The following is a 15079-nucleotide window of genomic DNA, read 5'->3' on the forward strand; positions in this document are numbered from 1 at the left end:
ATAAATTCAAGGGGTGACATTTTACATGAAAACAGAAAGTATGACAGATAGAATGACGACGCAAATATCATTAAAGGATATACGTGATTATATTGCTAAAAACCATCATCAGCCTCTCACGATTGAGCATCTCGCAATCATTTCTGGTCTAAGCTCTAGCTACTTTGGAGAGGCCTTTAAAAGGGCATTTGGGCTAAGTGCCACAGATTATTTAACAGAGCTGCGTATTGGACATGCCAAACAATTATTGCGTGATACCGACCTATTACTGCGTGATATTGCTAGAGAAGTTGGCTACAGTGACGAATTTTATTTTAGCCGTAAATTTAAAAAGGAGGTGGGGGTTTCACCTTCTGCTTTCAGTAAATTAGCGCGCCAGCGTATTTCTACCTTCTCTGTGTCTACTATCGGAAATTTATTAGCTCTTGGCATCATTCCCGTTGCGGCTCCACTGAATGCTAAATGGAGTCCTTATTATTACAATAATTATCAGGACAAAATCCAAGTGCATGTGAATATATTTGATGCAGAATCAGAGGATAATTTTAGAAAATTAGCCTCAGCCAAGCCTGATATTCATATTTTTCAAGAAGAGCCCTCTCTTTCCATGCTTGATTGGCTTCAAACAATTGGCATTAAAAGTGTTTATATAGAAGCTAAGGATTGGCGAACACAACTAAGAGAAATAGCCGTTGCTGTCAAAAGGCAAAGCGTGTGTGAGTATTTCATACAGTCCTACGAACAAAAGGTATTAGAGGCTAAGCAAGAAATTAAACAAGTGACCAAGGAAGATAGTTTTGCCATTCTACGATTATGTGGCGATCAATTATTTTTATATTGCAATAAAGGGATTCAGGATGTCCTATTTACAGATTTGCAGCTCTACCCTATTGATGGGCAACAACAAACATGTAACGAGCTAATTACGCTTGATCAGTTAGTAGACATAAACCCAGATCGTTTACTATTTATCGTTTGTCCAGATTCTCAGACTCGAAATTATTGGCTTACTTTACAATACCTTGATCGTTGGAAAGAGCTCCAGGCTGTAAAAAATGGACATGTCTATGTTTTGCCATCAAATCCTTGGTTTGAATACTCTGCTATTGCGATAAATCGAATGCTAGATGAAATGTTGCTCATGTTTACCGGAAAAAATCCAAACTCTTTTCCTGTCCCCGTCCATGGTATCGTATCCGATAGTGAATTATAATTCCATTTGAGAATGATTATCAACGGAAGGAGACATTGAACTACAATGAAACACAATGGTCGTAATCAAGCGATTATAAAAGCTGTCTATATTCTGGCCACTTTAATGCTAGCTATTGGATTACTTTCTGCCTGCAATGCCCAATCAAGCAATAATGAAGAAAAGGTAGAAACACAGGTAAACTCAAACAATATTAAGGAGCAAAGAGCTTATCCATTAACCATAAAGGATGAGGCTGGCAATGAAGTAACATTACCAGCTAAGCCCACTAAAATATTCGCACCTGTTTTGGAGGATTCCTTACTAGCTCTTGGTATTAAGCCTACTATGCAATGGTCGAATGGCGTTAAACCGCAGCTCTATTTACAGGATCAGCTACAAGGTGTACCTGAAATTAGCTTTGCAAGCGGCCCCCCATCTCCTGAAACGATTATGGCAGATAAGCCAGACTTAATTGTTTTGCATAATTCGTTTTATATTGAAAATGGCACATATGAAAAATACGCAAAAATTGCACCAACCTATGTGTTCAAAAATGCAGCAACTGATATAGAAGGTTCAATTAAAGTGTTAGGGCAATTACTAGACGAGCCCGCTAAAGCACAGCAAGCTATACAGAATTATCAAGAAAAGGTGGATGTAGCAAAATCAAAGCTGGCTTCCAAAACGGAAGGCAAAAAAGTAGCGTTAATTCGCTTTAACGCCAAAGGGATGTTTTTCATGACAGATGAATATTTCAGTGGGTATGTATTAACACACGAATTAGGGTTCGAGCAAAGTAGCTACGTGAAAAATGGTGCGTTTGAAGTATCTTTGGAAATTCTACCTGAGCTAGATGCCGATTATATTTTCCTGATCAATGATGGCAATCTTGGAAATCCATTTATCAATGAACTGAAGGACAGTACTATCTGGCAAAGTACAGATGCCTTCAAAAGTAATCAGGTATTTGAAACATCTGAGGATTATTGGCTAAATGGTGGTATCCATGCACAAGGGAAAGTGATAGACGATGTATTGGAGTTTTTAGCGCCATGACAACAATGACAAAAAAACCATATGTATCAGAAACTTATTTTGAATATACCATGACATCCCACAACCAGTTAGACTATCGACTATTAATTGCAAACCCGACAGATGCACCACCAGCAGATGGTTATGCGGTTATTTATGTACTAGATGGAGTTGCTCTTTTCCCAACGCTTGCAGAGGCGGTAAAATTACAAACGCGCAAACCAAAAGGCTATGAGCCCATTCTTGTTATTGGTATTGGCTATCCCTCTAAGGAACCCTTTGATATGGAACGACGCTGCAATGATTTTACCCTGCCTGTTAGTGACGGAAAGCTGCCAGCACGTCCAGATGGAACTCCTTGGCCACCAAACGGCAAAGCCAATGAGTTTCTAGACTTTATTGAACATGAACTAATGCCTGCTGTCGAAAAAGAATGGCCCATCAACAAAAAGAAACAAGCGGTTGTTGGTCATTCCTTAGGAGGTCTTTTCACACTATATGCTTTATGTGCAAGACCTCATTTATTCAGTCATATTGTAGCTGGCAGTCCCTCTGTTTGGTGGGCTGACAATGCGGTACTAAAAGTAATAGACCAATTTTCTGAAGATTGGAACGGTCAGCATGCTATTAATCTCTTACTCACAATCGGTGCTAACGAGTTGCCTGATATGTTAGAGGGAGCTGATTTAGCGGCTGAACGACTGAAGCGTTTAAGTGACCAAAACATTTATACTAATTATGTGAAGTTTGATGAGGAGGACCATGTGAGCGTCCTACCTTGTATGCTTGGTCGACTTCCACGATTTTTAGATACTTAACTAATAAAAAAGCCAAGTAGTTTTTACAAATCTACTTGGCTTTTTGATAATTATTGAATGGAAGGATCTTTATAACCAACCTTCGCATAGAACTTGTGGAAATTACCATATTTATCTTCTAATACAATTGTCACCCAGTCACCATTGAAGAATTTAGCTGGATGTGTAAGTTCTTTTGTAACACGAGCTACATTTGTCGCAACTGTTCCTGTTCCCTTTGATAAAGAACTGTTTGAACCATGTAAGACTGCTTGAATCACTTGTGCAGGAGTTCTACCTGTAATAACTGAAGCATCTGTTCCAGTAGTATCAGATAAATAATAATACTTCAGTAATTCACCATTTTCATAGAATTGCGAATCAGAGCCAAGTAAATCAAATGTTGCCTGTACTTTTCTATCGTCGCCTGGTGAAGTCAAATAGGTTAGTTTTATTTCCATAAACTTCGCATCCAATGTTCTGTATAAATATTGGCCAGTATTGACAAACTTATGGCCTTCATAGCCTGGAATCATGAAGTCTCGAGTTTCCTCTTTCATTGTAACTTTTATCGTTTGATTTGCATCACTTAATGTTTTTGGTTTAATAATGAGCTTACTCTCTTTAGTGGTATCTGTCCCAACAGTATAAGTAACTGACTCGTATTTAGCTGTCACATCTACCTCATTACCATTGATATCCTTTGAGGTAATTGTCAAAATATCTGCTAAATCAACACCTGGATTTTCAAGTTTGGACTTACCATTTTCATCACGCATTATTGTTTCATTAAACGTGATTGTAAATGTATCATCGCTATTACGATAGATAAGTCCTGGGTATTGTTTATTGTCCATTGGAGAAACCATTCCAATGCTTGGTGGTGTACCATCCGAATAGAAGTTATGCTTCATCAAGCCATCAGATGTTCGATCATGGTCATTATATGAATCATTCGCCTTATAGATTGTGAAATTGCCAGGAGTGTCCTCTACACCTACATAAACGACATATTCTGTATGTGGTTTAAGGGATACACCTCTCGCATCCAATGTCCCTGAAAGACCTTTCCCAATTTTTTCAACCGATGGGCTAGCTTTAAGTTTTGATTCTAAATATTTTTCATCTGCGGGTGCAGTTAGATTGGCATCCGGATTATCAATTAGATTGCCATCCTTATCTTTAATTCTTCTTTCAACAAACCAGTAATGAACTTTTGCTGTTTCATTTGTTTCGAAGCTAATAGTAGCCTTTGTATCATCTTTTTCTTTTGCTTTAATCTCTATATTACGTAGTAAAGGAGCTTTAGTATCTTCAAATACTGTCTTAGGACCCGCGATTTTAGAAAGTTCTCCACCACGATCTCTTAGCACCATATAAATAGTATAACTATTAAACGGATCAAGTTTATTTTGTTCAATAGAGACAGGGAATTTTTGTGTAGCTGTTTCCAAATCTGCAGTACCTGAACCTCGTTGGATATAAATATCCTTTCCACCAATCTGGAAATAACCAGATTTACTAGAATCATTCCCAAATTCATTAATAAAGTCACGTTCTGTAATTTTATGATCTGTTAAATATTGTTGGAAAGTCTTCGTTTCACCATTATCTACTACTGTACTTGGTAGTATCATATAATAATATGTCCCGGCCTTATTCGGTTTAAATTCGATTTCAGCTCGTCGGAAACCATCAGATTCATCTGTTTTATTAATTGTATTTACAATTGTTACTACTGGCATTACAGTATCTTCATGTCTATACTCAGCATAATTACGAATAGGGTCACCTGGCTTCACCGTATTCGTGTTTTCAAATGCATTATCTGCTAAGTCTTTGACACCTGGTAAAACCGTTACACGTAATGTATCACCATTAACAAAACCTGTATCAGATGGAATTGTTAATAATACTTTTTTATCCCCTGCTTTATACTCAACAGCTGAAGGTTTAATTCCTTTTTCTCCAGTTACATTTACAATAACTGTACCCGTTAATAAGTAATTATTAATATCGTTAGCACTTGCAGGATCTAATGCCTCACTCACAGTCAATTCAAACTGATTATTGCTCTTTCTAACTAATTTACCTTGTTCAACATATGGATTAATATTATCAAGCTCACCAGTTTTAAAATCCTTTACAACAGCAGGATCTACAGAGTAGTTTCCTGAATCGTCCTTCATTACGACATAGAGCTGATAATCTGTCTCCGGATCAAGTCCTGTTAAGATTCCAGTTATGCCAAGTTCACCAGCTTTTGCTTTCCCTTGACCTGTTGGGTTAGCGACGATGTCTGCCGTTGTCGGGTCAGCTGCTGTTGTTTTCTTACGAACATAGTAGTAATAATCTCCAGGTTCACTTGCTGCAAATTTGAATTCAGCTCTTGTGCCTCCGTGTAAAGGTGTAACTTGTAAAGATTTCACTACTGGCGGTGATGCATCTTTCATCTGGAATGATTGTGACACAATATCAGATGCATTTTTCGAGCCGTCTACCACCATGATGTAGATGACATATTCTTTTTTCTCACCTAGATTGGATACTTTAACGGAGTTTGTACCTTTTACAGCGGCACCACTTCCATAAGCTACGTTTTCATTTGAAAGGTGATTAACCATTTCACGTTTATTTGGTACTTCGGCACCTTTTTCACGGACAATATAATAGTACGTACCGACTTCATCGGATGTGAAGTCCGCCTGAATCTCACTGCCATTTAGCACTTTGACATTTGTAATGCTAACGATAGGTTTTGTTTTATCATCAGGGTTTTGATTCTCGTTTTCATCTTTATCAATTGGTTTGCCATCTGGATCAGTAATACTGCCTATATTATCTTTATCATCAAGGAAATCGTCGAAGATATTATTCGGTGAACCATCCTTAGGTAAGATGACCTTATCGATATACGTATAATCTCCAATATCGATTTTACCGTATAAATTATCCACAAATAATGTGCCAATTCGACCGTAGATATATAATTCAAGATCTGTGCGGCTATTGTAGTTGATCCAATCAATATTTCCTGAACCATAAATTGTTAGCGGTGTTTCTGTAGTAAGATTTAACGTACCAATATAGCCTTCAATTTCAAATTCGCGCACACTTCCTATAATGTCTACACGTGGTAATTTCATATTGGATTCGATTTTTGTACCTGTTTGAGATACTACTAGTCTCGAAACAGTACTGTTATAAAATTCAAGATGCTTTTCAACATTTTTCATTTCCTGTTTTTCGTTAGACCAGTTGACAAAAGGCTTATCTTTTTCAGGTTTTTGATTCGTCCAATTCTGAAGATCGTTTGTTGAATTGTTAATAGATGAATCCTCACCCTTAGTATTATCAGGATCTGACCAGTTGATAAATGATATATTGTTACTTGCCACACGTCCAATTGATAAAGGCTGATTATAAGTAGTAGCCCCTAAATGTAATGGTGGACGAACTGTTTCATTGACAAACATAGTACCAGTCATCTTCAGATTATTAAATTCAATATAATTACCATTAACTTCGATAGTAGCACCTAATGAACCATGATCCCCATCGAAATCAAGGAAATCCTTGCTTGTACCACTAGCATTTATAGTTAATTTAGAAATGGATAGAATCTTCTTACTAGAAAGAGTCCCTTCAATATATGCACCCTTTAAAACTGGAGCATTATAGTCGTTAAAAATATGTGAAAGGTTTTCTGCTTTATAAGCCTTTCCATTTATATAAACGGCATCATCATCGACACTTGTAATTTTGTAAGATGTTTCATTATTTTTCTTTTCTTGTGAACGGACAACAAAAGAAGCAAATTGTCCACGATTTACAGGATCAAACGGTGAAAATGTTACAGGTGTCGTTCCTTCCGTAATGTTCAAATCGATTAGTGTTTGAATATAGATTGCATTGCTTGATTTGCTATCTACATCTTTAAAAATGTTGTTGTAACTAGGAGAAACCTCCAGATGGAATGCTAACACTAATATTTTAGCTAATTCGCCGCGAGTCATTACTTCATTGGGCATAAATGTGCCATTTGAATAACCAGACATAATGCCTGCATTTTGCAGTGCCGCTACAGATTTATAAAAATCGCTCCCCTTCGGAACATCTTTATAATAAGGGTCTTGGACATTTCTAGTATCCAATTTTAATGCCGTAGCCAGCATTTTTGCTACTTGTCCACGAGTTACATTGACATCTGGACGGAAGGTATTATCGGCAAACCCGTTAATTACGCCCTGAGAATACAATTTTAATATATCGTTATAATGAACCGAGTATTGATCTATGTCTGTAAAGGGAGAAGTAGCCGCTGCCGCCTTTTGTGGTGAAGGTACTACAACAGCAATCCCACTTGAAGCAAATACTGTTGCTATCAAGGCTTTATTTACTTTTTGGATTTTAGATTTATCCATTCCACTCTTCCTTTCACTTATGTATTTTGATACGTACAAATATCATTTTCATCATACCCTTTATATCGACCAAGAGCAGGCGAATCTTCATAGATAAATGTAAAATAGTCCAGTAAATTTATTGATAAATATAGCACTACGAGACTACTCGTACAGCCAAAAACTTCTATCGCATTTTACAACAACAAAAAAAGCCAAGGAGCATCGGTGCTCACTTGACTTTCACGATTTATAGGCATACATCTAGTCGTACTTGTGATGTCATAAGGGAAAGGGGGATAACCTTACGTCTTGTCAAGTCGATCGAGAGATGTGACCCGAATTACATATCATTTGAACATAGTTAATGGTCATTTGGCGAATGACTTACAAATAGCTTGCCCAAATGATGTTTCCATTAATCAATTACCCCAAAAATCAAAAATATAAGCTTATTTTAATTAATTTTTACTTTATTTTTTGTACGGCAATCTTAACTTGATTTCGTCCAGCTTGTTTCGCCTCATATAAGGCTCCATCAGCCGCTTCAATTAACGCCTCTGTTGTAGCAGCCATTTCTGGATATAGGGCTATCCCTGCTGATAATGTTACGGGTCTACCACATGGACTTTCCGTTTCAGCCAATTTTCCCCTCAATTGTTCCGCCACTTGCTCCGCCTCTTTGGCAGTTGTATTCGGCAGAAGCATCACAAATTCCTCGCCACCATAACGACAGCATACATCCCCTTCTCGCCCTACAGATTGCATATGTTTGGCTAAAAACTGCAGGACTTTATCACCAACAGCATGACCAAATGTGTCGTTCACGCTTTTAAAGTGATCTAAATCTAGCAAAATAATGGCATGAGGCACCTTATTTTCTAACCACTCCGCCAGCATAGCATCCATCGTTCGTCGATTGGTAACACCCGTCAATGGATCTACGGTTGATTGATCCTTGAAAAATGTAACCTGTCCATGTAAAAACGATAGACTTCGAATTAAGACATTCTTCAACGAATGGGCTTCAAAGTACCAGTCACTGACTGACTTTAAGCCTTCTACATTTTTCTTATCTAGACTTTCTTCTGTTAACGTCGCTAATTGTTGTAAAGGATTAGCAATGCGAGTCGCTGCCCAAAGCACAATAACAATTGAAACAATCATAAGCGGTACAGATTTAATAATAACTTCTTGTACTCTATCGAATGAAGGTGCCAGTGCTACTTCTAAAGGCTTTTGGGCGACAACTCCCCAACCTGTGGAAGGCACTGTACTAAAACCGGCAAGCATTTTCACTCCTTTTGTGTTGTCAACGATTTGAATCCCACTCTTACCGGACATCACAGCCTGAACGACTTTATTTTTTGTGACAACATCATTGATACGGCTTGGGTCCTGATGATAGATCACACGTCCATCTGAATCTACAACATATACGTAGGAGCCATCCTTACTATAATGTTCTCCTAATAACGTTTTAAAGGCGTTTGGTTCTTTTAGATAAATTGTTCCCGCTACCATCCCTAAGTACTCGTTAGATGCCGAAAAGATAGGTTGGGATATAAAAATAATGAGGCGTCCTGTCATCGCCTCGTAAGGCTTAGAAACTAGTGGTATTTTTTTGGCTAATGCCTCTTGTGCGCCAAGAGAAGTTAAAACCTCACCTTTAATTTCAATGGAGGGTGGTGATACAGATAAAACAAGCCCCCTTGCATTTGTTATGATTACTGAATTGAACATTTCATTTTGTAATCTTAGACGGTCTGTTTCTCTATTTAAAATTTGCTCATCATCCAAATTTTCACTCACTTGATTGGCGCTATAACTTAAAATTTGAAAGGCTTCATGAAGATAGGCGTCTGCTGTTGAAGCCAATTTCTGTGCATACACTCGATTTGTTTCAAGTGTATTTTCCTTTATGGAGTCAACATTCATTCTGTATCCGCCCCAAACACTTCCTATGCTTGTAAAGAAGAATGCAGCCATAGCTACTCCCATAATTAAATGCTTTAATTTTAACTGATGTGATTTCATTACTTCCCACCTATATATGTTAGTATGTTTATAATTTTTAACAATTAGTGCCTATTATAAGCAACAGCACTTCAATAGAAAAGGAATCTTCTGAAGAGACCCCTTCCGTTAAACGCTAGAACATATCTCTAGGATTGTATCAATAAAGAGGGTTGAATAATATGGCTATCCAGTAAACTTTCTCTTTCCAATAAGCTCTTTATTTCTCACTGAATTTTCTAATATTTGACAACAGTTGTCAGAAAGTTGATGCAGAATCTAAATTCTAAATTTTTTTACTTTTATTGTTATTCTGACATATAAAAGTAGCATTATTTATTCTATAATAAAATTAACATAGGCAAGGAAAGATTCATTCTGTTATAATACTGATTAAAATTAAATATTCTGTATTATTACAGTTTTGCACAACGCTTTTCGCACAATGGGGATTATGAGAAAAGCGCTACTCAACCATCCTTGATGGTCGTGTAGCCTACACAAAAAGGGGTTGAAAGATTTGGGTATTTTAGAGGGGTTAAAAATTCTCGATTTTTCTGCATTACTACCAGGGCCAATGGCAACAATGATTTTTGCTGATTTAGGAGCCGATGTCATACATGTTGAATCTTCCAAACGCGTCGATTTAACAAGAATTATGCCTCCTTACGATGATGATCATGAAGCATATATCCATCAACATTTAAATCGTTCTAAAAAATCGATCACGTTAAATTTGAAATCACCAGAAGCTATTGAAATTGTAAAATCTCTTGTACAAGAATATGACGTAATAATTGAAGGTTTCCGACCTGGGGTTATGCAAAGGCTCGGGATTGGCTACGAAGCTCTTAAAGAAATAAATCCACGGGTAATTTATTGTGCGATTACAGGCTATGGACAAACGGGACCATATAGCAATCGACCTGGGCATGATAATAACTACCTTTCATTAGCCGGTGTCCTTGATTATTCTCGCCATAAAGATAAAAAGCCTGTCTCCATGGGAATTCAGCTAGCTGATATTGCAGGTGGAACGATGCATGCTGCGATTGGGGTACTAGCCGCTGCCCTTCATCGTGAGAAAACAGGTGATGGTCAATTCATTGATATTAGTATGACGGATGCTGTATTTTCACTAAATGCTATGTATGGCTCAGCCTTTATTGGAGGTGGACGTGTACCACAGCCAGAACAGGAAATTTTAAACGGTGGTAGTTACTATGATTTTTATAAAACAAAGGATGGCCGCTTCTTCTCTGTCGGTAGTTTAGAGCCTCAATTTCGAAAATTACTTTGTGAAGCACTCGATATTCCTGAATTGATTGATAATACGTTCAATGATTCCTACTACACACAAATTCGTTTTAAAGAAGCTGTTCACGATGCTTTTTTATCGAAAACGTATGAGGAATGGCTAAGAGTATTTAATGAAGATTTTGAAGGTTGTGTGGAGCCTGTTCTCACATTCCCAGAAGCCTGTGAGCATCCACAGCTAAAAGCAAGAGAAATGATTGTTGCGATTCCTAAAGGGGATGGCACATTACAACAACAAATTGCTTCTCCTTTTAAATTTGATGGCTCTGCACCAGAATACAAGCATGTTGGTGCTAAGCTAGGTGAGCATAATGAGGAAATACTAAGTTCATTAGGCTACGATACTGAACAAATCAAGGCTTTAAAAGATAAAGGCGTTTTGGAATAAAAAAAGTGTCTAATACTGTCGATGAAGGACGTATTAGACACTTTTTTATACATAGGCACTAATAAATACTCGAAGATTTTCAAAATGATCATCAATTAATAAATATTTTTTATAGATTTCCATTAATTTCTCAAAAAGCTCGAATTGCTCCGTTACAAATAACACCCGTAAAATATTTAACATATGCAAGGAAGCACTCTGTGCCACGATATAGTAAGGGACATCCGGTTGACGATAATTTTGTCGCCACTCTTCTACTGACAAACCAATATGCTGTAGTGAGTTGTTCACCTGTAGAGCAATATCCTGTTGAACGTATGCCTCAATAGCAATTAGCTGTTCACTGCTATAGTTTTTTTGTACTAAAGAAGTATTTATTTTTTTGTTAGACGCTAATACATGTTCCTTTAAAAGCAGTAAGCCATCTTCATAACGTGTCGCTTTTACATAATGATCAAGTAAAATAGCATATAAGTTTTCTAAATAATTTAGTTGATAATTTTTTATAATTGCAGGTGGTGTAGGTTTCCGATTTGGCAAAAGATCTTTATATTCCAATAAAATTTCGATAGCATAATTATTTAAGCGCTCATCCTCTAATAAATATTCACCATAATGTATAACTTTTTCACTTTGCAGTTCTCTATTTGCTATATGAAATAAAATATAGGCAATTAACACTTTTTCCTTCTCTGTTAGAGCGTACATGGAGTATCGCCATTCCGCTTCAAATGAAGTTATAAAGTCTTTGACGCGATGATAGTCACCCTCCGATAAGCAATAATGTGTAACAATTTGGTAAAGTCGTAGCTGTTTCTTTGCCAAACAGCTAGATTTATTTTTATCCACATGAGTTATACACTTATCCAGTATCAGTTTATAGTTATTCACAAAGTTATCCACATGTTCACAGCTCATTTTCATAGAATGCTCGAAATGTCCCATTATTTCATAAAGAAATGTGAATTGTTCTAATGGTCTGTGGATAAAAAGTGAATAAACTTTTTTTGTGAACAGCCAATGCCAAAAAGATGTATGTTCCTTATACATCATATGCACTAAATACTCATCCTGAAATTTATATAACATAATTGTCTGTAGCTCATTCACTGGCATTTCCATCTGCATTCTTTTCCCAAAAACCAGCCAAATTAATCGTTCTAGGTCTATTGTATGTTGGGCAAAGAGCTGCTCAAAGAAAGTTTCTTTTCCTTTTTGCGTATAAAAAAAGGCATTGAGCCGATCATTCACAAATTTTGCATCTAAACCATATTTGTCAAAATACATTTGCATTTCTGTTGATGCACGGCCCCAATATTTACGTGCTGTGGAAAAGGCAATATTCATAGCCATTTCTTCGTTTACTAAAAATCGTTTGGGTAAGAGCGAAGTACCAAGTATTTTTGGATCTTCTTGCAGATCTACCTCTGCCTCTAGCCATGTTGCAAGTAAATTTTCAGCACCCTCTACATTACCTTGTTTATATGTCATGAATAATTGCTCATCACAGTCCAACAGCATACAATTGGAGCCTCCCATCAAGTTCGACCAACAAAGATCTACCCCTATCTTTAAAATTCATGTTTTTAACACTCTTTCTTCAATATAACAAATCTTACCTAACATATGCTAAAAAAATAGTGGTATGCCTATCAAAAATGCATGCGAATAAAAAAATCCATCTATGAAGTGAATACTTCGCAGATGGCATCTTGATCACCAAAATTGTGGATATTTTCGTGTTTCTCTTAAATTATTTATTAACAGACCAAAGAAAACAATAATGACTGCCCCTATTAATACAGGCATAATTAAGTAACTCCAGCTATAGCCTCCTAAAATAATAATGATAGGATTGGCGCCCGCAGGTGGATGAATAATGCCTAACAAGGCCATGAAAAATATAGTTAACCCAACACCAAGGCTGATGGACAACATACTCGAACCTAATGTTGAATACAATACTAGACCAATACATGCAGAAACCAAATGACCACCGATAATATTACGAGGCTGAGACAATGGCGCATTCCAAACGACAAATACAAGAACGCAGCTCCCGCCAAGAGATGCCATTAACCAAGGTGCATTTGTATAATTTGTTAACAAAAGCATCACAAAAATACAGATTAGACCACCTATCGCTCCAGTAAAGGCATCAGCAAAATTTGTCCGAGAGGGCGCATGTCCGCCTCCCTTCATCTTTAAAATAAAGGGCTTTATGATATTCTTTTTTTCAATTTTATTTCCTACTCGCACTAATTCTGACATTCAGCACCGACTTTGCTATTTCTCTATTTTTTATACTTATATATTAATGGATATTAAACTTTTATCATTATATCAATCCATCATAACATTTCAATTCTAACTTCAAATTTCCGACAAATAATCACTTTTTCCGCTCACAACTCCTACAAAAAAAGCAAACCTTTGAAAGTTTGCTTTCCTACAAATTGATTTGTTAATCGTATTGTTTTTTCACCGTTTTATAAATTCGGACCTTTTTCAGTATCGTTTTAGGTACTTGGAAAGTAGCTGTGACCATCCCTGGATGACGACCAATTTCTATAGAGCCTGTGATGGTTGCTCTATTTAATACCTCTGGTTCAGGTAATTCGAATAGCTTGGAAGCACGACGAATAGCATTATCAGTTGCCTCATTTAATGTTTTGCCAGAACCAACGATCGATACAGGGAATGCCTCTTCAACCTGCTTTACCCCAAATTCCTCTGCTAGTTCACGAGCACGACGCTTTTCTTCCTTTGTAAAAGGCTTTGCTGTATACGGTAAATCTTCCTCATTTGGTAGTAATATGGGACCTTCCAATGCTACTTTCTTCAAGACACTAACTTGAAGCTGTACAATTCCTGCTACATCAGTTGTATGTCCTGCAATCTCACCATCTCCCTGCATGGCATGCATATCTCCAATGTATACGCCACCGCCAGGAACCTTTACAGGACAAATAATCGTTGCACCTTCACGAACTCTGCTAATATCCATATGTCCGTCAGTACGATGTAAATCCAATTCATCCTGTGTAAAGGCATATTCATGTGGTGCCCCAATTAAAAATGAACCAAAATCACCCGCATTATGAGAATCTGGCATTGCCTTTGAAGGGGTTGTACCAAGCTGACCTAAAAATGGGCGCATTCTGGCCATGACACCTATTATGTCACTTGGTGCTAGTGCAACAACGGGATTTTGAGTAGAGTTTTCAGGTGTTCTCATGTAATTTTTGGCATCAAGGGCAATACGACGGGCACCCTCTCGTCCAACCGTTACACCTATTTGCCCTTTATGATCAAACGTCATTGTGTAGCCATTCGTCATTTTGAATGGTGCTGTCTCTGTGTCACATGTCGAACAGCGAATTGCTTGAGGACCTATACCTTTAACAACTGTGCTTGGGTGGAGCTTGCCACAGCCTGGGCATTTTACGGAAACAAATGGATCACCAATGAATCGATCTGTAATCGCCTCATCATGACCAGAGGAAGTGGCCAGTGAAGTAACCTGAATAGACTTAATTTTAATGACGATGGCGTCCCCCACCTCAGCCCCCTCCACAAAAACAGGCTTCGTTACTTCATGTCCACCCCGTATAGTTGGTGTTAGCATGGGCCCCCAGCAGCCAGGTGTGGTATTGGCAATAATTGTTCCTCCATCTTTAACTGGCCCAAGCATTTCTTGTGAAGGGTCTAAAATACCATCTATGAACTCATTTACGAACAATGTCTCAGCGGCTTGCGGTTGCTGTATAAAGTCACTTTCTAGTCCCTCTTTGTCAAGCACTTGCAATTCGTTTGTCATTTTTCGTCACGCTCCTAGTTTGTCTTTTTATGTATGAGATTATATGTAAAAAAACGCTCTCCACATACGCAGAGAGCTATTTTTTTCTATCATGAGCAGCCTAAACTA

General features: G+C 37.4%; 9 protein-coding genes. 4 read left to right on the plus strand and 5 right to left on the minus strand.

Translation table 11 applies throughout. The features are described from left to right. The first annotated feature begins 25 nt into the window (after positions 1-25). From AC1Q6O_RS20150 to AC1Q6O_RS20160, 3 genes are read left to right on the plus strand one after another with little or no spacing between them, the layout of a single operon-like run. A complete protein-coding gene (locus AC1Q6O_RS20150) occupies positions 26-1213 on the plus strand; it encodes a helix-turn-helix domain-containing protein (RefSeq protein ID WP_492402057.1) in 1188 nt (395 codons plus the stop codon). Between the two features lie 45 nt (positions 1214-1258). Next, positions 1259-2251, plus strand: a complete 993-nt coding sequence (locus tag AC1Q6O_RS20155; protein ID WP_328038444.1) for an ABC transporter substrate-binding protein — start codon at positions 1259-1261, stop codon at positions 2249-2251. After that, positions 2248-3048 carry an alpha/beta hydrolase gene (locus AC1Q6O_RS20160; RefSeq protein ID WP_492402058.1) on the plus strand — a complete coding sequence of 267 codons (801 nt, stop codon included), beginning with the start codon at positions 2248-2250 and terminating at the stop codon, positions 3046-3048. Before AC1Q6O_RS20155 ends, AC1Q6O_RS20160 begins: the two co-directional genes overlap by 4 nt. A 50-nt stretch (positions 3049-3098) precedes the next feature. Here AC1Q6O_RS20160 and AC1Q6O_RS20165 read toward each other — a convergent pair whose 3' ends face one another. Both AC1Q6O_RS20165 and AC1Q6O_RS20170 read right to left on the minus strand, forming a co-directional pair. Further along, complete coding sequence (locus AC1Q6O_RS20165; RefSeq protein WP_171365889.1) at positions 3099-7451, minus strand: S-layer homology domain-containing protein; 4353 nt, start codon at positions 7449-7451, stop codon at positions 3099-3101. Positions 7452-7898: 447 nt separating this feature from the next. Further along, positions 7899-9467 carry a sensor domain-containing diguanylate cyclase gene (locus AC1Q6O_RS20170; RefSeq protein WP_446936836.1) on the minus strand — a complete coding sequence of 523 codons (1569 nt, stop codon included), beginning with the start codon at positions 9465-9467 and terminating at the stop codon, positions 7899-7901. Between the two features lie 499 nt (positions 9468-9966). Here AC1Q6O_RS20170 and AC1Q6O_RS20175 point away from each other — a divergent pair, with 499 nt between their 5' ends. Continuing rightward, entirely contained in the window at positions 9967-11151 is a 1185-nt protein-coding gene (locus tag AC1Q6O_RS20175; protein WP_089986909.1) for a CaiB/BaiF CoA transferase family protein, read from the plus strand. Positions 11152-11196: 45 nt separating this feature from the next. Here the strand turns inward: AC1Q6O_RS20175 and AC1Q6O_RS20180 are convergent, their stop codons facing one another. The 3 genes from AC1Q6O_RS20180 to AC1Q6O_RS20190 all read right to left on the minus strand — a co-directional run bounded on the left by AC1Q6O_RS20180 (position 11197) and on the right by AC1Q6O_RS20190 (position 14971). Beyond that, the gene (locus AC1Q6O_RS20180; protein ID WP_090003023.1) at positions 11197-12672 is read right to left on the minus strand and encodes a hypothetical protein; all 1476 of its coding nucleotides are present in this window, start codon (positions 12670-12672) and stop codon (positions 11197-11199) included. A 195-nt stretch (positions 12673-12867) separates the two neighbouring features. Further along, entirely contained in the window at positions 12868-13422 is a 555-nt protein-coding gene (locus tag AC1Q6O_RS20185; protein WP_492402060.1) for an HPP family protein, read from the minus strand. Positions 13423-13615: 193 nt separating this feature from the next. Next, complete coding sequence (locus AC1Q6O_RS20190; RefSeq protein ID WP_090003021.1) at positions 13616-14971, minus strand: acetamidase/formamidase family protein; 1356 nt, start codon at positions 14969-14971, stop codon at positions 13616-13618. Positions 14972-15079 lie beyond the last annotated feature (108 nt).

This window comes from Lysinibacillus sp. GW823-FHT06C08 (assembly GCF_058795135.1).

Coding starts and splice junctions, on each gene's coding strand:
- AC1Q6O_RS20150 (WP_492402057.1), top strand. CDS start 26: ATGAAAACAGAAAGTATGACAGATAGAATGACGACGCAAATATCATTA.
- AC1Q6O_RS20190 (WP_090003021.1), bottom strand. CDS start 14,971: ATGACAAACGAATTGCAAGTGCTTGACAAAGAGGGACTAGAAAGTGAC.
- AC1Q6O_RS20170 (WP_446936836.1), bottom strand. CDS start 9,467: ATGAAATCACATCAGTTAAAATTAAAGCATTTAATTATGGGAGTAGCT.
- AC1Q6O_RS20185 (WP_492402060.1), bottom strand. CDS start 13,422: ATGTCAGAATTAGTGCGAGTAGGAAATAAAATTGAAAAAAAGAATATC.
- AC1Q6O_RS20155 (WP_328038444.1), top strand. CDS start 1,259: ATGAAACACAATGGTCGTAATCAAGCGATTATAAAAGCTGTCTATATT.
- AC1Q6O_RS20180 (WP_090003023.1), bottom strand. CDS start 12,672: ATGCTGTTGGACTGTGATGAGCAATTATTCATGACATATAAACAAGGT.
- AC1Q6O_RS20165 (WP_171365889.1), bottom strand. CDS start 7,451: ATGGATAAATCTAAAATCCAAAAAGTAAATAAAGCCTTGATAGCAACA.
- AC1Q6O_RS20160 (WP_492402058.1), top strand. CDS start 2,248: ATGACAACAATGACAAAAAAACCATATGTATCAGAAACTTATTTTGAA.